This window comes from Azospirillum fermentarium (genome assembly GCF_025961205.1).
Lineage (GTDB): Bacteria > Pseudomonadota > Alphaproteobacteria > Azospirillales > Azospirillaceae > Azospirillum > Azospirillum fermentarium.
The window spans coordinates 641,399-662,548 of sequence record NZ_JAOQNH010000003.1; the positions used below are offsets into that span (position 1 = coordinate 641,399).

General features: G+C 67.8%; 14 protein-coding genes. 5 read left to right on the top strand and 9 right to left on the bottom strand.

Annotation, left to right across the window (positions count from 1 at the left end; translation table 11 throughout):
- Positions 1-20: 20 nt before the first annotated feature.
- The 7 genes from M2352_RS23165 to M2352_RS23195 form a co-directional block, all read right to left on the bottom strand.
- The gene (locus tag M2352_RS23165; protein ID WP_264666895.1) at positions 21-1,031 is read right to left on the bottom strand and encodes an FAD:protein FMN transferase; all 1,011 of its coding nucleotides are present in this window, start codon (positions 1,029-1,031) and stop codon (positions 21-23) included.
- Positions 1,028-1,627, bottom strand: a complete 600-nt coding sequence (locus M2352_RS23170) for a nitrous oxide reductase accessory protein NosL (protein ID WP_264666896.1) — start codon at positions 1,625-1,627, stop codon at positions 1,028-1,030. Before M2352_RS23170 ends, M2352_RS23165 begins: the two co-directional genes overlap by 4 nt.
- The gene (locus M2352_RS23175) at positions 1,627-2,457 is read right to left on the bottom strand and encodes an ABC transporter permease (protein WP_264666897.1); all 831 of its coding nucleotides are present in this window, start codon (positions 2,455-2,457) and stop codon (positions 1,627-1,629) included. Before M2352_RS23175 ends, M2352_RS23170 begins: the two co-directional genes overlap by 1 nt.
- Positions 2,454-3,398, bottom strand: a complete 945-nt coding sequence (locus M2352_RS23180; protein ID WP_264666898.1) for an ABC transporter ATP-binding protein — start codon at positions 3,396-3,398, stop codon at positions 2,454-2,456. Before M2352_RS23180 ends, M2352_RS23175 begins: the two co-directional genes overlap by 4 nt.
- The gene (locus M2352_RS23185) at positions 3,395-4,774 is read right to left on the bottom strand and encodes a nitrous oxide reductase family maturation protein NosD (protein ID WP_264666899.1); all 1,380 of its coding nucleotides are present in this window, start codon (positions 4,772-4,774) and stop codon (positions 3,395-3,397) included. The genes M2352_RS23180 and M2352_RS23185 overlap by 4 nt, the downstream gene beginning before the upstream one ends.
- Positions 4,775-4,866: 92 nt before the next feature.
- Positions 4,867-6,807 (bottom strand): TAT-dependent nitrous-oxide reductase, encoded by a 1,941-nt coding sequence (gene nosZ / locus M2352_RS23190; RefSeq protein WP_264666900.1) that lies wholly within the window; start codon positions 6,805-6,807, stop codon positions 4,867-4,869.
- 80 nt (positions 6,808-6,887) lie between these two features.
- Positions 6,888-9,125 (bottom strand): NosR/NirI family protein, encoded by a 2,238-nt coding sequence (locus M2352_RS23195; protein ID WP_264666901.1) that lies wholly within the window; start codon positions 9,123-9,125, stop codon positions 6,888-6,890.
- A 178-nt stretch (positions 9,126-9,303) separates the two neighbouring features.
- Between M2352_RS23195 and M2352_RS23200 the strand changes: the two genes are divergently transcribed.
- Both M2352_RS23200 and M2352_RS23205 read left to right on the top strand, forming a co-directional pair.
- Positions 9,304-10,218 carry a ferritin-like domain-containing protein gene (locus M2352_RS23200; protein WP_264666902.1) on the top strand — a complete coding sequence of 305 codons (915 nt, stop codon included), beginning with the start codon at positions 9,304-9,306 and terminating at the stop codon, positions 10,216-10,218.
- A gap of 120 nt (positions 10,219-10,338) precedes the next feature.
- Complete coding sequence (locus M2352_RS23205; RefSeq protein ID WP_264666903.1) at positions 10,339-13,161, top strand: ATP-binding protein; 2,823 nt, start codon at positions 10,339-10,341, stop codon at positions 13,159-13,161.
- Here M2352_RS23205 and M2352_RS23210 read toward each other — a convergent pair.
- Both M2352_RS23210 and M2352_RS23215 read right to left on the bottom strand, forming a co-directional pair.
- Positions 13,122-13,508 (bottom strand): response regulator, encoded by a 387-nt coding sequence (locus tag M2352_RS23210; protein WP_264666904.1) that lies wholly within the window; start codon positions 13,506-13,508, stop codon positions 13,122-13,124. The two genes, M2352_RS23205 and M2352_RS23210, sit on opposite strands and share 40 nt — an antisense overlap.
- Positions 13,509-13,551: 43 nt before the next feature.
- Positions 13,552-14,271, bottom strand: a complete 720-nt coding sequence (locus M2352_RS23215) for a cyclic nucleotide-binding domain-containing protein (RefSeq protein ID WP_264666905.1) — start codon at positions 14,269-14,271, stop codon at positions 13,552-13,554.
- A gap of 318 nt (positions 14,272-14,589) precedes the next feature.
- Between M2352_RS23215 and M2352_RS23220 the strand changes: the two genes are divergently transcribed.
- The 3 genes from M2352_RS23220 to M2352_RS23230 are packed head-to-tail and all read left to right on the top strand — an operon-like array spanning position 14,590 to position 21,119.
- The gene (locus M2352_RS23220) at positions 14,590-15,951 is read left to right on the top strand and encodes an MFS transporter (protein ID WP_264666906.1); all 1,362 of its coding nucleotides are present in this window, start codon (positions 14,590-14,592) and stop codon (positions 15,949-15,951) included.
- A 39-nt stretch (positions 15,952-15,990) separates the two neighbouring features.
- Positions 15,991-17,340, top strand: a complete 1,350-nt coding sequence (locus M2352_RS23225; RefSeq protein WP_264666907.1) for an MFS transporter — start codon at positions 15,991-15,993, stop codon at positions 17,338-17,340.
- Positions 17,341-17,381: 41 nt separating this feature from the next.
- Positions 17,382-21,119, top strand: coding sequence for a nitrate reductase subunit alpha (locus M2352_RS23230; protein WP_264666908.1), 3,738 nt, complete (start codon positions 17,382-17,384; stop codon positions 21,117-21,119).
- The last annotated feature ends 31 nt before the right edge of the window (positions 21,120-21,150 follow it).

Consider the following 21,150-nt stretch of genomic DNA (forward strand, 5'->3'; position numbering starts at 1 on the left):
GCATCGAAAAGCCGTGCCGGTCAGGCGGGCAGCCGCACCACCCCGCCGTCCGGGCGGGTGAAGCGGGCGGCCACGCCGGGAAAACCCGCCACAACCGCCGCCGCCCGCTCGAACGGCAGGACCGACAGGGCGGTGGACAGGGCGTCGGCGGTGGTGGCGTCGGGGGCGGTCACCGTCACCGCCGCCCACTGCCGGGCGCTGTGGCCGGTGGCGGGGTCGAACAGGTGGGTGAAGCGCCCGGCGGCGTCGAAGCCGGTGCCGTACCCGCCCGAGGTGGCCATGGCCCGGTCGGCGATCTCCACCGTTTCCGACAGCCGCGACCCGTCGAAGGGATCCTTCACCCCCACCCGCCAGGGCCGCCCGTCCGGGTGGAGCCCGAGCGCGCGGATCTCCCCCAGATCGACCATCACCCGGTCCATCCCCTGCCCGCGCAGCAGGTCGCTCACCCGGTCGGTGACATAGCCCTGGGCAATGCCGTTCAGGGTCGCCGCCATCCCGCGGCGGGCAAAGGCGATCCGGCCCGTCCCCACCGCCAGGGCGCGGTAATCCACCAGCCCGCGCGCCGCCGCCACCGCGGTTTCCGGCGGCCCCAGGGGATCGGCGCCGGGGCGGGCGAAATGGCCGGCGTAAAGCTGCCACAACGGTTGGACCGTCACGTCGAAGGCCCCGTCCGTCCGCCGCCCGAAGGCCACCGCGTCCGACAGCAGCCGCAGCATCTCGCCGGGCGGGTCGTCCAGAACCCCCCTGCGGTTCAGCCGGTTGAGCGCGGAGTCCGGGCGGTAGAGGCTGAACAGCCGCTCCAGCCGCTCCACCTCGTCCAGGCACAGGCGGATCAGCCGGTCCGCCTCATCCGGGTCGGGGTGGGCCAGCCGGATGCTGGCATCGGCCCCCAACGCCACGCCGCGCCATGTGCGCAGGCCGGCGGCGCTCCCCGCCGCCCGGCCCGGCGACGGCAGCAGGGCCATGCCGGCGAACGCCGCGCCGATGGCGAGGAAGCGGCGGCGGGTGAGCGGGACAAAAGCCGGTTTCACAGCGCCCCCTTGGGGCCGTGCCCGCCGGAATGAGGGTCGGCGGAATGGCCGGCGCCGTGCCCGTCATCCTCGGAGACGGCGGATTCCGGCTGGCCGGGCATCAGGATCTCCTCCACGGTCAGGTCGGTGAAGCGCTTGACGGTGCCGCCATGGGCGGCGGCGAAGCGGCGGGCCGCCCCTTCGTCGGCAAACGGCAGGGTTTCCGCCTCCCCCATGCCGCCGGTCTGGCCGCTGTTCAGCACGAACCACGCCTGCCGCGCCTCGACCCAGGCCGACAGGTCGGGGTTGCGCGGATCGGCGGCACGGGCAAGATCGGTGACATAGACCGCGCGGTAATCCTTCGGCTCCTCCGGCAGGGCGGTGAAGGCCAGGGCGTCGCGCACCGACGACAGCCACACCGGCTTGTCGGTGCCCTTCAGGATCACCTGGCCCTTGGGACCGGGGTGGTCCATCAGGTTCATGCCGCAATAGCGGCCCACCGCGTCGGCGGCGATGGCCTGGGGCGGGGGCGGTGCCTCCGCGGTCTTCTGCTGGCAGGCGGCCAGCGGCAGCAGCACCGCCGCGGCCAGCAGCGTGGCTTTGAGCAAGGTTCGCATCAGATCTGCCTTTTCGAAAAGAGCAGGACGGCCAGCCCCAGCGGGGCGGCCACCCAGGCGGCCAGCGCGCCCAGCAGCACGGCCCCCGAAAACTGCACCTGCGCCGCCAGCCCGGCGGTGCCGGCCAGTAGGCTGACGTTCCCGAAGCCGGTCAGGTTGAACAGGCGGTAGGCGTCCGCCGGGTTGGCCAGCAGCAGCGCGTTCAGCAGGCCGGCGTTGACCGTCTTGCCGCCATCGGCGACCAGCAGCCCCAGCAAGGCTATGTCGTACAGCAGCACCAGCCCCAGCCACAGCGCCACCGCGATGCCCGCCGCCGTGCCGCGGTCGCGCACCAGGGTGGAGGCGAGATAGCCGAGCGCGGTGAACGCCGTCCCCAGCAGCACGCTGGACCCGATCATGGCGGCGAAGGCCCGCCAGCTGTCATGCCCGATGGCCGCCCCGTTCAGCGCCAGCGCCGCCCCCGCCGAGCCGTAGCCGAGCACGGTGGCAAAGGCGATGATGGCCGCATGGCCGAGGAACTTGCCGATCAGCACCTGCCACCGCGCCACCGGGTACGACAGCAGCAGCGTCATGGTGCCCCGGTCGATCTCCCCCACCACCGCGTCGAACGACAGCAGCAGCGCAATCAGCGGCAGCAGGAAGATGGTCAGGCTCGACAGGCTGACGATGGTGACCTCCACCGGCCCCACCCCCACCGTGCCGGTGGGGGCCGCACCCAGGAAGCTCAGCGCCAGGGCCAGCGAAGCCATCAGCAAGGTGGTGGCGACGACCCAGCGGTTGCGCAGGCCGTCGCGGATCTCCTTGCCGGCGATGATCAGCAGCGTGTTCATTCCGCGGCCTCCCTCTGCGCATCGGTCCGGCGCAGGAAATGGGCGTACATCTCGTCCAGGCTGGGCTGGACGATCTCGATGTCGGTGATGGCGGTGTCGTTGGCGACGAGGCGGCGGACGGCGGCCACCTTGTCGCCGTCGGCGCAGGCCAGTTCGACCATGCCGCCGGCCAGCCGGGTCAGGGCCGTCCCCTCGCCCATCCGCCGGGCCAGGGTCTCGGCATCGCCATCGGCCAGGGTCAGGCGGATGCGCACCGGCAGCCGGGCCAGCCCGCGCAAGGTGGACAGCGAGCCGTCGGCCACCTTGCTGCCCCGGCTCATCACCACCACGCGGTCGGCCTGCCCCTCCAGCTCGGTCAGCGCGTGGCTGCACAGCAGGACGGTGGTGCCGGCATCGCGCAAGGTGGCGACGATCTCGTAGAAGCTCTGGCGCAGCGCCGGGTCCAGGCCGGTGGTGGGTTCGTCCAGGAACAGAATTTTCGGATCGCCCAGCAGCGCCTGGGCCAGCGCCAGCCGCTGCCGCATCCCCTTGGAATAGGTGCCCACCCGCCGCGCCACCGCCGGGGCTTCCAGCCCGACGCGCTCGAACAGGGCCGCGTTGCCGCGGCACGGCACGCCCTTCAGCCGGGCGTAGAAATCCAGCGTCTCCCGCCCGGTCATGCTGGGGTGGAAGGCGACGTTTTCGGGCAGGAACCCCACCTGCCGGCGGATATGGGGGGCGGCGGCCCCCGCCGGATCGCCGCCCAGCACGCTCAGGTGTCCGGCGTCCGGCGTGGTCAGGCCCAGCATCAGCTTGATGAGCGAGCTTTTGCCCGCACCGTTGTGCCCGACCATCGCCACGCATTCGCCCGGCATCAGCGCCAGATCCACCGCCCGCACGGCGGTATGGCTGCCATAGCGCTTGGTGACGCCCACGGCCCGGATGGTTGGTTCCTGTGTCATCGCGCGGTCCTTTCGGCCAGTTGCGGCCCGGTGGGGCGCAGCCCGGCGGGGGGTTCCATCAGCGGTGCGGAATCGACCACGCCGCCGGGATGGAGGGCGGGAAACTGTTTCTGCGCCCAGCGGATCACCTGCATGCCGGGGCTGTTCATCAGCAGCTTGGCCGCCGGATAGGCCCACATCACCCGGTCAACCACGTCGTTGGGGCGGTAGGCTTCGTCGGCGATGCCGTCGCCGTTCAGGTCGAAGGCGGCGTTGTCGCTCCAGTAATTGCCGCGCCCCTTGTCCGACCAGTCGAGCGAGCGGGTGCCGACGTACTTCACCTGGGTCCGGTTGCCGATGAAGGCGTTGCCGGTCATGGCGTTGCGCTCCGACCCGGCGGTGAAGTGGACGCCGATCTCGCAGCCTTCGAACCGGTTGGCCGAGAAGCGGTTCTTGTTGGCGTTGTAGATGAAGACGCATTTCCAGGTGCCGCTGCGCAACCGCCCGTCCATCGCCTCGCTGTCGTGGGGAATGTCGTTGTCGGGCAGCGTCTCGCCGGTGTCGGACAGCGCGCCGGCGAAACGGCCCTCGACGCTGTTGCCCTCGATCACCGATCCGTTGGCGGCGTTCAGCAGCATCCCGTGCTCGCGGTCGGCCACCGAGCGGTTGTTCCGGATCGTCAGGTTGTTGGAATACATGATGGCGTAGCCGACGCTGTTGCCCAGCGAGACGTTGCCCGACACCTCGGAGTCGTTGGTGTACATGTAATGGACGGCGAAGCGGACCCGCTCGAAACGGTTCCCGGCGAAGACATTCTTGCGCGAGGTGGTGGTGAAGATGCCGTCGCGCCCGTCGCGCACGCTGTTGTCCAGCACCCGCGTGCCCGGCGCGTTCCAGATCTGGATGCCGTTGCCCCGTTCCGACACCCGGAGGTCGGTGCGCCCGATGATGTCGTTGCCGCGGACCAGGCTGTCGTCGGCGCCCCAGACATAGACGCCGATCAGATTGTCCCGCAGCCGGTTGCCCTCGATCACCGCCCCCTTGGCCGTCTTGCCCAGGAAGATGCCGGCGTTCTGCTCGAACAGGCTGAGGCCGGAGTTGCGGACCTCCACCCCCCGCACGGTGACGCCCGGCGCCGACACGATCAGCACGCTGCCCTGTCCGCCGCCGTCGATCACCGCCCCCGGTTCGCCTTCCAGCGTCACGGGCGTGGCCACCGTCACCGGGCCGGGATGCACGCCCGGCGCCAGCCGCAGCGTGTCCCCCGCGGCGGCGGCGGCCAGGGCATCGGCCAGCCCGCCCGGCGGCACCGCCACCGTGGCGGCCGGCGCCGGGCCGCCGGCAAGAGCGGCGGCAAGGGCGGCGGCGGTGAACAGAAAGACACGGTTCAGCGGCATGGTTCCACCCGATGGTTGACGGAAGGGGACTGCCCCCACCCCCACGAGACAGGGGGAGCGGGGATGGGGGCGCCCGGGCCGTCAGCGCCCGGTCAGGCGCTGCGCGGCTCGACCAGCATCCGGCCGCCCATTTCCATGTGCAGCGCGTGGCAGAACCACTGGCAGTAATACCAATGGACGCCCGGACGGTCGGCGGTGAAGATGACGGAGGCGGTCATCTGCGGCCCGATCTCCATGCACACGCCGTGGTTGGTCATGGTGAAGCCGTGGGTCAGGTCGTCCACATCGTCCATGTTGGTGATGGTGACCGTCACCTCGTCGCCTTCCTTCACCCGGAATTCCTCCAGGCCGAAGGCCGGTGCACGGCTCCACATGTAGACGCGGACCTTGTTGCCGTCGCGGATGACCTTGGCGTCGTTCTCCAGATCCACCCCGTCCTTCTTCGCCTGCTGGCGGGCGTCTTCCCACATGGGGTCGTCGCGGGTGTAGACGCTCTTGGGGTTCACCTTGGAACGGTGGACGATCAGGGTGTCGTGCGGCTCGGCGAAGGTGGGGCCGTCGTGGACCAGACGCATCTCGTCACCCGAGATGTCGATGAGCTGGTCGTTCTCCGGCTTCAGCGGGCCGACGTTGAGGAAGCGGTCCTTGGAGAACTTGTTCAGCACGATCAGCCATTTGCCGTCCGCCTCCTTGGTCTGGCCCATGGAGGAATGCAGGTGGCCCGGCTGGTAGTGCACGTCAAGCTTCTGGACGATGGGATCGACCTTTTCGCCCTTGAAGGCGCGCACGGCCTTGTCGATGTTCCACTTCACCACCTGGCTGTCGAGGAACAGGGTGGTGTAGGCGTTGCCGCGCCCGTCATAGGCGGTGTGCAGCGGGCCGAGGCCCAGCGTGGGTTCGGCGACCACCACGTCGCGCGGCTTGATCTTGTCGTCGAACAGATCGTCCAGCTTGCGCACGTCCAGCACCGACACGGTGGGCGACAGCTTGCCGTTGACCGTGACGTGGATGCCGTCGGGGGCGGTGTTGATGCCGTGCGGGCTGTTGGGGATGGGGATGTAGCGGGTGTAGGGGGTGCCGTGGCGGCCGTCCACCACCGGGACGCCGTGGATCATCTCCACCTTGCCGGCCTTCACCGCCTCTTCGATGCGCTTGATGTTGAAGACGACCACCCAATCCTGCTCGTTGCCGGTCATCTCGGCGGTGGTGACGCCCTCTTCGGAGTTGTAGCAGGTGGAGAAGACGTACTTGCCCTGATAGTCGGCGTCGGTGTTGTCCAGGTTGCCGTCCACCCACACCTGCCACGCGATCTTCATGGCGTCGCCGTCGATGGCGGTGAAGTGCGAGCGGTAGCGCTTCGGCTCGTCCAGGATCTTGCCGTCGTTGGGGGTCGGCACCCGCTGTTCGCCGTTGCAGAAGACATAGCCGGTGCGCGGGTACTTCTGCAGCCGCAGCCCGTGGATGGCCGAGGCGTTGGGAACCTCGATGATGACGTCGGGCTTCATGATGTCGCAGCGGATGCGGGCGACGCGGGTGTTCGCCTTGTCGTTGGCGAAGATGTAGCGCCCGTCATAGGTGCCGTCGGTGAACGACATGTGCGGGTGGTGCAGGTCGCCGTTGAGGTACTCGCCCCCGCGCTTTTCCAGAAACTTCCTGGTTTCCGGCGTCTGGTTGGCCAGCAGGATCTTGCGGCTTTCGTTGGTCAGGCCCCAGCCGGTGGCCGAGCAGCGGTTGAACACCGGAATGCGCATCAGTTCGCGCATGGAGGGCGCGCCCATGATGCGCACCTCGCCCGAATGGCCGCCGGAATGGAACACATAGTATTCGTCGAGATCGCCCGGCTTCACCTCGTACACCTGCTTGCCGGGCGCCCCGGTGGTGGCCGCCTGCGCCGCGGGCGTGCCGAACAGCGAGCCGCCGGCCACGGTGCCGCCGGCCGCACCGGCCAGCCCCGCCAGCGCCACGGCCTTGGCCGTGCCGCCCAGAAGATCGCGGCGGTTCACACCTGCTGCCTTGGACTTTTCGTCAGACATGCTCTTCTCCATTCGTGGCCCCGGCTTCGGGGGCTTGCCCGGCCGGATGCCGGGACCGGGTTGGGTAAGGTCGGTTTGCGTCAGGGCCGCCCGGCCGGGGCGTCGCCGGCCGGAACGGGGGTGCGGGCCGGGGCCGCCTCGCGGCGTTCCCGCTTCAGGCGCTTCTGGATCATCACCGGACATTTCCGGTCATGATGGTAGAGCACCTGGCAATGAAGGCATTGGATGCATTCGTTGGGGTTGATCGACCCGTCCGGGTGAATCGCCTGCACCGGGCATTCGTTGGCACAGCGCCGGCAGGGATGCCCGCATTCGCTGTAGCGCTTCAGCCAGTCGAACATCCGCATCCGTCCGGGGATGGCCAGCGCCGCCCCCAGCGGGCAGAGGTAGCGGCAGAAGAAGCGCTCGATGAACAGGCCGGCGGCGACCAGCGCCACGGCGAACAGCACGAACCACCAGTCGCGGATGAAATGCAGGATGATGGCGGTCTTGAACGGCTCCACCTCGGCCATCCGCTCCGCCGAGGCCAGCGAATAGAAGGACAGGCCGAACAGCCCCAGGAACAGGATGTACTTGATGGGCCACAGCCGCTGGTGCAGGCCGAACGGAACGGTGACCTGACGGATGCCGGCCTTCTTCGCCGCCATGGACGCCAGCTCCTGAAGCGCGCCGAACGGACACAGCCAGCCGCAGAAGGCGCCCCGCCCCCAGAACAGCAGCGACGCCGCCACCGAGCACCACAGGATGAACACCAGCGGGTCCATCAGAAAATAATCCCAGCGGAAATCGGTGCGCAGCGCGTTGAAGAAGGTCAGCACGTTGACGACCGACAATTGCGCGTGCGCAGCCCAGCCCAGCCAGACCAGCGTGAACACCAGGAACCCCAGCCGCACCCGCCCGTACAGCACCGGGCGCTTCACGATCTGGTCCTGGAAGAAGAAGATGCCGGTCAGCAGCAGGAGAGCCACGCCCGTCACCGCGACGTCGGCGAGCCGGTTCTGCCAGACGCGCTGCCACAGCGGCGTTTCGGCGGCGGCGTCCGGCTCCACCGGATCGGGTGCCGCGGCGGCGGCGGGAGCGGCCGGGGCGGGGGCGGGAGCCGCGGTGCGCTCGGTGATCAGATACTTGTCCGGCGGCTGGTAGCCCAGGTCGAAGGTGACGAACGCCTTGTCCAGCGCCGCGGTTGCCCGCTGCACCAGAAGCTGCAGCCGCCAGGGTTCCGCCGGGTCGAATTCGGTGCCTTCGGGCAGCAGGAACAGGCCGATCTCGGGGAAATCGGGGGCACCCGCCGCCGCCACGCTGCCCAGCCGCTTGTGAAGCCGGTCGCGGAAGCGGACCGCCCCCTCGTGCTGGATCAGCTCGAACCGGTCGAAGATGCCGCCGCGGACATAACCCGACCCCTTGAAGGAATAGCGCCCCTGCCCCGCCACCACGATGGCCTGCTGGCCGGGTTTCAGCCGCTGCATCAGCCCATCGTATTCGGCATCGCCCAGCAGCGACCGCCCGATCACCGGAATGGTGGCAAGGCCGGCGTAGAGGTCGATGAAGGTTTCGTCGGCGGCACCGGGTTCGGCCCGCGCGATGGCCTCGGCCTTGCCGGTGCGCTCGAAGGCGGCATTGACCTCGCCCACCGTCAGGGTCAGGCGGCGGACCGAGCCGTCGCCCACCAGGGTGGCCCAGTCCTCGGTGCCGGTTTTCGACAGGTCCACGCGCTTGACCACGGCGGGGGCCGCCGCCGTGGCGCTCTCCTTGCCCAGGGCCTGCATCACCTTGCGGCCCGACCGGACGATGGAATCGCCGATGACCATCACCGTCACCGTCGCCCCCGACACGATGTCCACCGGCGGGGTGGAGGCGTCCTGCCGCGCCAGCTCCAGCACGTTGCGCCCGACGTAGCCGTTGATGAAGGCGTTGATGCGGGCGGGCGGGATGCCGATCAGCACGATGGGTTCGTGGTGATCGACCAGCTTGGCCCCCGTCACCACCCCGTCCGGGGTCAGCCCGACCAGCACATGGATCGGGCGCCCGGAATAGCCGGTGGTATTGACGAAATCAGACGTGAGATAGGCGTGGCCCAGCAGCGCCGCACCTTTGTAGACCGGGAAAACCGGGGTGCCCGCCGCCATCGGGCCGAAACGGTCGGCGCCGGGGATCAGGTCCGCCGGCTGCACCTGAGCGATGAAGCGTTCGACCGCCGCCGGGGTGCCGCGCGCGTCCGCCGCCTGCGCCCCGGCGAACGCGGCGGAGCACAGCAGCAGGCCGGCAACGCAGCCCGCGCGCAGCCTGTTCCAGAAACCATCGATCGAGTCCGTCAGCATGGGAATGCGCCGTTCTGCGTCTGTGTATCGGCGGCCAGGGTCTCGAACCCGTGGCACGCCCGCAGTAAGCCCCCGCCCGGCGCCCCTCTCCTTGACGAAGGTCAAGTCGCCGAAGAGTTTATTCCTCTACTATTTTTTAAACTTTATAGTAGTTTTGCCGATCAAGGAGGTTGTGCCCATGCCGCTGCTCCGTCAGGAACCGCCCGCCCGGATCGACTCCCTCGACGATCTCCTCGGCATCGCCATGGCGCTGGAGACGGAGGCGGTGCGCCGCTACGCCCAGTTGGCCGAGGTGATGGACCGGCGCGGGGATGCCGCCACCGCCGCCACTTTCCGAACCCTGATGGCCGAAGAGGGCGCGCACGTCACCGCCGTGGACCGCTGGGCCGCGGATCTGGGATGCACGCTTCCCGGCGGCACCCCCTTTGACTGGCTGCTGCCGCCGGACATCGCGGAATCGTGGGACGATCTGCTGGACCGCACGCGGCTGACCCCCTATCAGGCGCTGTCGCTGGCGGTGGTGAACGAACAGCGCGCCTTCGCCTTCTACAGCCACATCGCGGCGGCCACCGCCGACCCCGCGGTCCGCCGCCATGCGGAGGCCCTGGCGCAGGAGGAGTTGAACCATGCCGCCCTGCTGCGGCGTGAACGGCGCCGGGCCTATCACCGCGGCGCCACCGGCACGCAAAAGCCGGAACGGATCGCCAGCCCCGCCGCCCTGGACCATCTGGCCCGCACCCTGTTCGCCGCCGCCGCCGCCGGGCACGCGGCCCTGGCCCGCCAGCTTGCCGCGGCGGGTGATGCGGAAGGAGCGGCGGTGCTGGCCGCCATCGCCGCCGCCGAGGCCGCCGAAGCCGGAACCGTCCCGCCGGCCCCCCCCGCGGACGGTAGCCGCACGGACGGCGGCGCCGCAGACCCCTGGATGGCCGCGGCGGCCGCCGTGGAGACCCTGGCCGAACGTTTCGCCGACATCGCGGCGGCGGCCACCGACGAGGCCGTGCTCACCCGCGCTCTTGCGCTTCAGGAAAGCGCGACCCGCCATCTGGTGCGCCTGTCCGGCGCCCATTCCCCACCGCGGCCTTCCACTCCATAATGGAAAATGTGTAAGCTTACAGGAGCGGCAGTACTGCCACGGCCGTGCAGAGAAGTTTGATTTGTGACAATGGCGTCCCCAGATACCCTTTACAGGGGAGGACGGGGAAAGAGGTCGCGCATGGAATCCTTCTTTCGCCGGCTTTTCGAGGCGAGCCCACACCCTTACATGGTTCTCCGCCCCGACAAAGCCTTCACCATCGAGGCGGTGAACGACCGCTATGTGGCCGCGACCGGGACGAAGCGGGAAGAGATCGTCGGCCGCGGGCTGTTCGAGGTCTTCCCCGATGATCCCGGCGACCCGGGGGCCACCAGCGTCAACGATCTGCGGCTGTCGTTGCAGCGGGTGCTGGCCGACGGCGTGCAGGACGTCATGGGCGTGCAGAAGTACGATATCCCCCGGCTCGACGGCAGCGGCTTCGAGGTGCGTTACTGGAGCCCCGTCAACATCCCGGTCACGGACGCGGCGGGCCACATCGGCTACATCCTCCACTATGCCGAAGACGTCACCGAGTTCATCCTGTCCAAAAGCCGCGCCTCGGCGGAAAACACGCAGACCATCGAACGGGTGCAGGCCCACGCCGACCGGATGCAGGCCGACGTCCTGCGCCGGGCCAGCGAGGTCAAGGAGGCGAACCGCGAGCTGATGGCCACCAGGAACGAGCTGGCCCGCCTCAACGACCAGCTCACCGCGCTGGATCATGCCAAGACGGCGTTCTTCTCCAACATCAGCCACGAATTCCGCACCCCCCTGACCCTGATGCTGGGGCCGCTGGGGGATCTTCTCGACGACGCGGCGGGGGGGCTGACCGGGCCCCAGCGCGAACAGCTCGAAACCGCCCACCGCAACGCCCTGCGCCTGCTCAAGCTGGTCAATTCCCTGCTCGGCTTCGCCCGTGCCGAAGCGGGACGCGCCCATCTTTCCTTCGAACCCCTCGACCTTGCGCTGACGACCCGGGAGTTGGCGGGACACTTCCAGTCGGCGTGCGACAAGGCGGGACTGACCCTGGTGGTCGATTGCCCGCCGCTGCCGGAGGCGGTCTTCGCCGACCGCAACGCGTGGGAAACCATCGTCCTCAACCTTCTGTCCAACGCCTTCAAGTTCACCCACGGGGGCGCGATCGCCGTCCGCCTGCGCGCGGGGGACGGTGTGGTGACGCTGACGGTGAGCGACACCGGCAGCGGCATCCCGGAGTCGGAGATGCCGCACCTGTTCGAACGCTTTCACCGGGTGGAGGGAGCGCCGGGGCGCTCCTTCGAGGGCTCCGGCATCGGTTTGGCCCTGGTGCAGGAACTGGCCAGGATGCACGGGGGCAGTGTCCGGGCGGACAGCACGCCCGGCGTGGGCAGCCATTTCCACGTGACGCTTCCGCTGGGCCACGCGCACCTGCCCGCCGCCCGCCTGCGCCCGGCGGCATCCGCGGCACCGGCTTTTTCCCAGGCCGGCGCCTTCGCCGCCGAAGCCGAACGCTGGCTGGCGGACCTGCCCGAGCCGGTGGAGGCCGAAGGCCCGCCGGCCGGTCTGCATGGCCCCGAACAGCCGCTGGTCCTTCTGGCCGACGACAACGCGGACATGCGGGGATACGTCCAGCGCATCCTGGCCGCCGCCGGCTGCCGCGTCACGGTGACCGGCAACGGCGCGGAAGCCCTGGATACCGCCCGGTCCAATCCCCCCGATCTCGTTCTCAGCGACGTGATGATGCCGACGCTGGACGGGTTCGGCCTGTTGCAGGCGCTGCGCGCCGACCCGCAGACCAGCGACATTCCGGTAATCCTGCTGTCGGCCCGTGCGGGCGAGGATGCGCGGGTGGAGGGGCTGTCGGCGGGAGCCGACGATTATCTGGTCAAGCCCTTCGGCGCCCGCGAACTGGTGGCCCGCGTCCGGGGCACGCTGCGGTTGGCCCGGATGCGGCAGGAAACGGCGGCGGCGGAACGGCGCGTGGTCGAAAAGGCCCTCGGCCTCAGCGAGGACCGCCTGCATCTGGCGCTCGACAGCGCCGGGATGGGCATGTGGGATTGGGACATCGCCGCCGACTGCCTCACGTGGTCGGCGACGTGCAAGGCCATCTTCGGCAAGCCCGCCGACGTGGCGATGTCCTATCCGGTCTTTCTGGACAGCCTTCATCCCGACGACCGTGCCGCCGTCGATGATCTGTGCCGCCGCTGTCTCGACCCCGCCATCCGCGCGCCCTACGACGCGCAGTACCGTGTCGTGTGGCCCGACGGCAGCCAGCATTGGGTGCTGGCCCGCGGCAAGGCTTGGTTCGACGGCGCACGCCCCGTCCGCTTCACCGGCACCGCCTTGGACGTGACCGCGCAGAAGGAGGCGGAACGCCATCTGCGGATACTGGTGGATGAGTTGAGCCACCGGGTCAAGAACACCCTGGCGGTCATCCAGTCGCTCACCGAACAGACGTTCCGCACGGGGGACGGGGTGGACGGCATCCGGCAGGCGCTGACCGGGCGTCTGCAGACGCTGGCCGACGCCCATACCCTGCTCACCCTGTCGAAATGGGAAAGCGTCGATCTCGGCACCCTGGCCGAGCGCGTGGCCGGGCATCTGGCCGTTCCCGGCGACGGCCGTTTCCACGTGGCCGGCCCGCCGGCCCGGCTGACCGCCAAGGCCTCGCTCGCGTTCGCCCTGGTGCTGCACGAATTGTGCACCAACGCCGCCAAGCATGGCGCCTGGGCCGCAGCCGGCGGCACCGTGGCGGTGGAATGGCGCATCACCGCGGACGATGTGGTGCTGGAATGGACGGAGACGGCGGCCACGGCGGTGAGCCCGCCCACCCGGTTCGGGTTCGGCACCCGGCTGATCGCGCAGGCGGTGGACTATGATCTGGACGGCACGGTGACGCGGGAATTCCCGCCGGCGGGCCTGCGCTGCACCGTGACCGTTCCGGCTTACCGGGCCCTGGCCGCTCCGGGCCGGTCCAACAACTGAACCAGCGCCTGCCGCAGCCGCTCGGGCGGGTAGGGTTTGTTGAGGACCGGACGGTCGCGGAAGGCGGGGGGAAGTGCCGCGGGGCCGGTGTAGGCGGTGGCGAACAGAAACGGGATGGAGGCCGCCGCCAGCGCCTCGGCCACCGGATCGACGCGCTCGTCACCCAGATTGACGTCGAGCAGGGCGCCCTCGATACCCGTTTCCCCGGCCAGCAGCATGAGGGCCTTGCGCGTGCTGGGCGCCGGCCCGACAACATCGTAGCCGAAGGAGACGAGCAGTTGCTGCAGCGCCATAGCCACCAACCCCTCGTCCTCCACCACCAGGATCTTCGCCGGATTCTCGGTCATGGCCCCCTCCCTTCACGTCAGGGTATCATACACCGCCATCTCTTCATTTCAGAACGCAAAGCTCCTTCTCGTCCCCGTCGATCAGGATGTCGGGATGGCAGAACATCCGCAGCTTTCCGGCATCCTCCACCACGATCTGCCGCCCCCGGACATGGACCCCGTGCTCGCTCAGCGCGGCGAAGGCACGCGACAGGCTTTCCGGCGACATGCCCAAGCGCCCGGCCAGCACCTGTTTGCTGACCCGCAGGTCGAATTCGCCGTTTTCCTGGGTCTCGGGCACCTGATGCAGCAGCCAGGCCCCCAGGCGCTGGGTCGATGTGCGCAGCTTCAGATCCTTGACCTGCCGCACCATGCGGCGGAAATGCCCGGCCAGCGATGCCATCATCGTCAGGGCCAGCTTGGGCTGCTGCATGATCTGCTGGCGCAGCCGGTGAGCCGACAGCATCAGGATCTGGGCCGGTTCCAGCACCTTGGACGACATGAGATAAGGCGTGTCGGTCAGCACCGCCGCCAGAATGAAGCTGTCCACCGGGGTCACCAGCTCGATGACCGTTTCGCGGCCGTCGGCGGAACTGGCGTACAACTCGACCGTCCCGTCGATCAGGATGTGAAGGAAATCGGGCCTGTCCCCCTGTTCGAAAAGCTGCGTTTCCTTGGGAAAGCGCTGCAGCAACGCGCCGCGGGTCAGTTCGGCAAGCTGGTCGTCCTCAAGGCCGTTGAAAAAAGGCAGGCTGCGCACAAGGTTCTGATCCTTCACACGCATCACTCACCTCCGCTTCCAACCGCGCCCGCCGTCAGGAAACCCGCCGCCCCGGCCGGATTCCCATGCACCGTTTTTTTTAACAGAGTCCACCTCCCGATTCTTGATGAATATCAAGGATCCAATTGACTTAAGTAAAAAATTATCATGACTAATGTTATTAAAGAAATACTATGAAATCAACAGTGCGGCATATTGTAACTGCATTCTCAAGCTTGACCTTAATCAAGTGTATGACCTTGAACAGACATTAATGTCCCCACAAAGAATGCGGTGGCTGGCCGGTGGGCACAGTCACACGGCCAGTCTGAGGGGACTGTGATGAACCATCTTGACGACATATCACCGGGACAGCGGACACGGGCGCTGACCATGAGCACGGTGGCGTTCACCGTCTGCTTCGCGGTCTGGACCATCTTCGCCATCATCGGCGTGCAGATCAAAAACGAGCTGGGGCTGACCGACACGCAGTTCGGGCTGCTGGCCGGCACGCCGATCCTGACCGGATCGCTGTCGCGCCTGTTTCTCGGCATCTGGACCGACCAGTACGGCGGGCGCATCGTCTATGTTGCGGTGATGGCGTCGGCGGCGGTTGCCACCTTTCTGCTGACCTACGCCGACAGCTACCCGCTGTTCCTCCTGGCGGCGCTGGCGATGGGGATTGCCGGCGGCGCCTTCGCCGTGGGGGTGGCCTATGTCTCGCGCTGGTATCCCAAGGAACGGCAAGGCACGGCGCTGGGCATCTTCGGCATGGGCAACGTCGGCGCGGCGGTGACCAAGTTCGTGGCCCCGTTCGTGATGGTCGCCTACGGCTGGGAAATGGTGGCGCAGGTGTGGGCCGCCGCAATCCTGGTCATGGCCGCGATCTTCTGGGTCTCGACCGAGGATGATCCGGTCCTGGTCCGGCGGCGGGCCGCCGGGTCGCCCCCGGAATCGACGGCGATGCATCTGTCACCGCTGAAGAACATCCAGGTCTGGCGTTTCGCGCTCTATTACTTCTTCGTCTTCGGCGCCTTCGTCGCACTCGCCCTGTGGCTGCCGCGCTATTACGTCGGCGTCTACGGGCTGGACATCAAGACCGCCGGCATGCTGGGGGCCGCCTACTCCATCCCCGCGTCGGTGTTCCGCGCCTTCGGCGGCGTGCTGTCGGACCGGATCGGCGCGCGGCGGGTGCTGTACTGGACCTTCGGCGTGTCGGCTCTGTGCAGCTTCCTGCTGGCCTACCCGGCGACCGACTATGTGGTGCAGGGGATCAAGGGGCCCATCGCCTTTTCCTTCGCCATCGGGCTGGTGCCCTTCACCATCCTGACCTTCGTTCTGGGCTTCTTCATGAGCCTGGGCAAGGCCGCGGTCTACAAGCACATCCCCGTCTATTACCCCGACAACGTCGGTTCGGTGGGCGGCATCGTCGGGCTGATCGGGGGCCTGGGCGGTTTCATCCTGCCCATCGTGTTCGGTGCCCTCAACGACCTGACCGGCATCTGGACGAGTTGCTTCATGCTGCTGTTCCTGATCGTCGCCACCGCCTTCGTGTGGATGCATCTGGCGGTCGGGCGCATGGAGCGCCGCCACCTGCCCAGCCTGAAGAATCTGCCGGAACTGCCGGAACTGGACGGCGCCGGACAAGCCCCCCCGTCCCCCACGCCCGCCGTTCCGGCCAAGGCCGTGCCCCAGCGCACCTGACGCCGCCGCACGAAAAAATACGAACAGAGGACACACACCATGAGCATCGCGAGCGCCGGCACCGCCGGTTCCGCCGTCGCCGACTGGCGGCCCGAGGACACAACTTTTTGGGAAATAACCGGAAAGAAAATCGCGTGGAAGACGCTGTGGATCACCACGGCCAACCTGACCATGGCGTTCGCCGCCTGGTTCCTGGTGTCGGCGCTGGTGGTGCGGCTGCCCGGCATCGGCTTCGCCTTCACCCCCGAACAGCTTTTCTGGCTGACGGCGATGCCGGGGCTGGCCGGCGGCACCCTGCGGATCATCCACACCTTCCTCGTGCCGCTGTACGGCACCCGCCGGGTGGTGGGCTGGTCCACGCTCAGCCTGCTGATCCCGCTGATCGGCTGGTACTACGCCGTGCAGGATCCGACGACGCCGTTCTGGGTGCTGATGGTGCTGTCGTTCCTGGCGGGCCTGGGGGGCGGCAATTTCTCGTCCTTCATGCCGTCCACCAGCCTGTATTTCCCCAAGCGCCTGCAGGGCACGGCGCTGGCGATCCAGGCGGGCATCGGCAATTTCGGCGTCAGCGTGGTGCAGTTCGTCACGCCGTGGATCATCGGCTTCGCCCTGACCGGGGCCACCTTCCTGGGCGGGCCGCAGACCTTCACCAAGGGCGGCGGCACTTCGATGATCTGGCTGCAGAACGCGACCGCCGTCTACATCCCCTTCGTGCTGGTGTTCGGGCTGTCGGCTCTGGCGTTCCTGAAAAGCGTGCCGGTCAAGGCCAACATCCGTGAACAGCTCGATATCTTCGGCAACAAGCATACCTGGCTGATGACGTCGCTGTACGTCATGACCTTCGGCTCCTTCTCCGGTTTCGCCGCCACCTTCCCGCTGCTCATCAAGCAGGTGTACGGCGGGCTCCCCGGCGCGCCCGATCCGCTGGCCTATGCCTTTCTCGGGCCGCTGGTGGGATCGGCCATGCGCGTGGTCGCCGGCCCGCTGTCGGACAAGTTCGGCGGCGCGCGGGTGACCCACCTCGCCGGCATCGGTCTGGTGGTGTGCGCCATCGCCGTCACCTTCTTCACCGCACCCACGTCGATGGACAGCTTCCCCCTGTTCGTCGGCTGCATGCTGGGGCTGTTCTTCTTCTCCGGCATCGGCAACGCCTCCACCTTCAAGCAGATTCCCATGATCCTGCCGCCGCGCCAGGCGGGGGGCGTCATCGGCTGGACCGCGGCGGTGGCCGCCTATGGCCCCTTCGTGTTCGGCATGGCGTTCGGCGCCGCCTTCGCCGCCACCGGCTCGCCCAACATCTTCTTCCAGGCCGTTGCCGTCTTCTTCGCCATCAACATCGCGATCAACTGGTGGTTCTACGCCCGCAAGGGTGCGGAAGCCCCGTGCTGACCCGTCCCACGCCCCCGGAAGGCTTATAAGGAACGTGCATCATGAGTCATTTCCTCGACCGCCTGATGTTCTTCAAGAAGAATGTCGGCACCTTCTCCAACGGCCACGGCGTGGTGACCCGCGAGGACCGAAGCTGGGAAGAGGCGTACCGCAACCGCTGGCGCCACGACAAGATCGTGCGCTCCACCCACGGGGTGAACTGCACCGGCTCGTGCTCGTGGAAGATCTACGTCAAGGGCGGCATCGTCACCTGGGAAACCCAGCAGACCGACTATCCCCGCACCCGCCCCGACCTGCCCAACCATGAGCCGCGCGGCTGCCAGCGCGGGGCCAGCTATTCCTGGTATCTGTATTCCGCCAACCGGGTGAAATACCCGCTGATCCGCTCGCGGTTGATGAAGCTGTGGCGGGCGGCGCGGCGGACGCAGGATCCGGTGAACGCCTGGGCCTCCATCGTCGAAGATCCGCAGCAGGCCCAATCCTACAAGTCGATCCGCGGCCAGGGCGGCTTCGTCCGCGCCACCTGGGACGAGGTGACGGAGATCATCGCCGCCGCCAACGCCTACACCGCCAAGACCTACGGCCCCGACCGTGTGGCCGGCTTCTCGCCGATCCCGGCCATGTCCATGGTGTCGTACGCCGCCGGAGCGCGCTATCTGTCGCTGATCGGCGGCACCTGTCTGTCGTTCTACGACTGGTATTGCGACCTGCCGCCGGCCAGCCCGCAGACCTGGGGCGAGCAGACCGACGTGCCGGAATCGGCGGACTGGTACAACTCCACCTTCCTGATGGTCTGGGGTTCCAACGTGCCGCAGACCCGCACGCCGGACGCCCATTTCTACACCGAGGTCCGCTACCGCGGCACCAAGAGCGTGGTGGTCACGCCCGACTATTCCGAAGCGTCCAAGTTCGCCGACCTGTGGCTGAACCCCAAGCAGGGCACCGACGCCGCCCTGGCCATGGCCATGGGCCATGTGGTGCTGAAGGAATTCCATCTGTCGGGCAAATCGGCATACTTCCGCGACTATTGCCGCCAGTACACCGACATGCCGTTCCTGGTGAAGCTGAAGCGGCAGGGCAACACTCTGGTGCCCGACCGTTTCGTGCGCACCTCCGACTTCGCCGACAAGCTGGGCCAGGACAACAACCCCGACTGGAAGACGGTCGCCATCGACGAGACGACCGGCAAGGTGGTCGTGCCCGCCGGCTCCGTCGGCTTCCGCTGGGGTGAACAGGGCAAATGGAACCTGGAGGAAAAGGATCACGCCGGCAACGGCACCGATCTGGCCCTGTCGCTGATCGACATCCGCGATGATGTGGCCGGCGTCGCCTTCCCCTATTTCGGCAACCGCAAGCACGACCACTTCACCGGCACCGACCATGACTCGGTGCTGGTGCGCAACGTGCCGGTCAAGCGGCTGGACGCCGCCGAGGGCGAGATGCTGGTGGCCAGCGTCTACGACCTGTTCATGGCCAACTACGGCATCGACCGCGGCCTGGGCGGCGGCAACGTCGCCGCGTCCTATGACGACGACCAGCCCTATACGCCCGCGTGGCAGGAACGGATCACCGGCGTCAAGCGGGATCTGGTCATCACCACCGCCCGCGAGTTCGCCGACAACGCCGACAAGACCCGCGGCAAGTCCATGGTGATTTTGGGGGCCGCCCTCAATCACTGGTACCACATGGATATGAACTACCGCGGCATCATCAATCTGCTGGTGATGTGCGGCTGCATCGGCCAGTCGGGCGGCGGCTGGTCCCATTACGTGGGCCAGGAAAAGCTGCGCCCGCAATCGGGGTGGACGCCGCTGGCCTTCGGGCTGGACTGGGTGCGCCCGTCGCGGCAGATGAACGGCACCTCCTATTTCTACGCCCACACCGACCAGTGGCGGTACGAGAAGCTGTCGGTGGCCGAGATCCTGTCGCCGCTGGCCGACGCCAACGAATACGGCGGCAGCCTGATCGACTACAACGTGCGGGCCGAGCGCATGGGCTGGCTGCCCTCCTCGCCGCAGATGGAGACCAACCCGCTCCAGATCACCCGCGATGCCGCCAAGGCCGGCGCCGAGGTGAAGGACTACATGGTCAAGGGCCTGAAGGACGGCGGCCTGCGCCTGTCGTGCGAAGACCCGGACAACCCCAGGAACTACCCGCGCAACCTGTTCGTCTGGCGTTCCAACCTGCTGGGGTCGTCGGGCAAGGGGCACGAGTATTTCCTCAAGCACCTGCTGGGCACCCACAACGGCGTGATGGGCAAGGATCTGGGCCAGGAGGGCGAGGCCAAACCCACCGAAGTGGTGTGGCGCGACGACGCCCCGGCCGGAAAGCTGGACCTGCTGGTCACCATCGACTTCCGCATGTCCACCACCTGCGTCTATTCCGACATCGTTCTGCCGACGGCCACGTGGTACGAGAAGAACGACCTCAACACCTCCGACATGCACCCCTTCATCCACCCGCTGACCGCCGCCGTCGATCCGGCGTGGGAAGCGCGGTCGGACTGGGAGATCTTCAAGGGCATCGCCAAGACGTTCTCCGACGTCGTGCCCGGCCATCTGGGCGTGGAAAAGGATGTGGTGCTGGTGCCGCTGATGCACGACACGCCGGGCGAACTGGGCCAGGCGCTGGACGTGAAGGACTGGAAGAAGGGCGAGACCGATCCCATCCCCGGCAAGACCATGCCCGGCATGGTGGTGGTCGAACGCGACTATCCCAACACCTACAAGCGGTTCACCTCGCTCGGACCACTGATGTCCACGCTCGGCAACGGCGGCAAGGGCATGGGGTGGAAGACCGATGACGAAATCGAATTCCTGAAGGAGTTGAACGGGGTCGTCACCGAGGAAGGTCCGAGCCAGGGCCTGCCCCGCATCGACACCGACATCCACGCCGCGGAAGTCATCCTGACCCTGGCGCCGGAAACCAACGGCCACGTGGCGGTCAAGGCGTGGGAATCGCTGGGCAAGGCCACCGGCCTCGACCACACCCATCTGGCCATCCCGCGCGAGGACGACAAGATCCGCTTCCGCGACGTGGTGGCCCAGCCGCGCAAGATCATCTCCTCCCCCATCTGGTCGGGGCTGGAAAGCGAGAAGGTCAGCTACAACGCCTGCTACACCAACGTCCATGAACTGATCCCGTGGCGCACCCTGACCGGCCGCCAGCAGCTTTATCAGGATCACCCGTGGATGCGGGCGTTCGGCGAAGGCTTCTGCGTCTACCGCCCGCCGGTCGATCTGAAGACCGTCAAGCCGGTCATCAACGTCAAGGACGACGGCCAGCCGCAACTGGTGCTGAACTGGATCACCCCGCACCAGAAATGGGGCATCCATTCCACCTACACCGACAACCTGCTGATGCTCACCCTGTCGCGCGGCGGCCCCATCGTGTGGATCGCCGAGGTGGATGCCAAGAAGGCCGGCATCGCCGACAACGACTGGATCGAGGTCTACAACGTCAACGGCGCCATCGCCTGCCGCGCCGTGGTGTCCCAGCGCGTGCCGTCGGGCATGTGCATGATGTACCACGCCCAGGAAAAGATCGTGAACACCCCCGGTTCCAAGGTCACCGGGCACCGCGGCGGCATCCACAACTCGGTCACCCGCACGGTGACCAAGCCGACGCACATGATCGGCGGCTATGCCCAGCAATCCTACGGCTTCAACTATTACGGCACCGTCGGGGCCAACCGCGACGAATTCGTGATCGTCCGCAAGATGACCCAGGTGGACTGGATGGACGGATCCCCGGTCCAGCCCATCCAGGCAGCGGAATAACAGCGGCCACCGCGAGACCAAGGAGCACATT

What these genes read in the sequence shown, in the direction of transcription:
- M2352_RS23205 (WP_264666903.1), top strand. Translation starts at nt 10,339, where the DNA reads ATGGAATCCTTCTTTCGCCGGCTTTTCGAGGCGAGCCCACACCCTTAC.
- M2352_RS23220 (WP_264666906.1), top strand. Translation starts at nt 14,590, where the DNA reads ATGAACCATCTTGACGACATATCACCGGGACAGCGGACACGGGCGCTG.
- M2352_RS23195 (WP_264666901.1), bottom strand. Translation starts at nt 9,125, where the DNA reads ATGCTGACGGACTCGATCGATGGTTTCTGGAACAGGCTGCGCGCGGGC.
- nosZ (WP_264666900.1), bottom strand. Translation starts at nt 6,807, where the DNA reads ATGTCTGACGAAAAGTCCAAGGCAGCAGGTGTGAACCGCCGCGATCTT.
- M2352_RS23230 (WP_264666908.1), top strand. Translation starts at nt 17,382, where the DNA reads ATGAGTCATTTCCTCGACCGCCTGATGTTCTTCAAGAAGAATGTCGGC.
- M2352_RS23225 (WP_264666907.1), top strand. Translation starts at nt 15,991, where the DNA reads ATGAGCATCGCGAGCGCCGGCACCGCCGGTTCCGCCGTCGCCGACTGG.
- M2352_RS23200 (WP_264666902.1), top strand. Translation starts at nt 9,304, where the DNA reads ATGCCGCTGCTCCGTCAGGAACCGCCCGCCCGGATCGACTCCCTCGAC.
- M2352_RS23170 (WP_264666896.1), bottom strand. Translation starts at nt 1,627, where the DNA reads ATGCGAACCTTGCTCAAAGCCACGCTGCTGGCCGCGGCGGTGCTGCTG.
- M2352_RS23185 (WP_264666899.1), bottom strand. Translation starts at nt 4,774, where the DNA reads ATGCCGCTGAACCGTGTCTTTCTGTTCACCGCCGCCGCCCTTGCCGCC.
- M2352_RS23180 (WP_264666898.1), bottom strand. Translation starts at nt 3,398, where the DNA reads ATGACACAGGAACCAACCATCCGGGCCGTGGGCGTCACCAAGCGCTAT.
- M2352_RS23215 (WP_264666905.1), bottom strand. Translation starts at nt 14,271, where the DNA reads ATGCGTGTGAAGGATCAGAACCTTGTGCGCAGCCTGCCTTTTTTCAAC.
- M2352_RS23210 (WP_264666904.1), bottom strand. Translation starts at nt 13,508, where the DNA reads ATGACCGAGAATCCGGCGAAGATCCTGGTGGTGGAGGACGAGGGGTTG.
- M2352_RS23175 (WP_264666897.1), bottom strand. Translation starts at nt 2,457, where the DNA reads ATGAACACGCTGCTGATCATCGCCGGCAAGGAGATCCGCGACGGCCTG.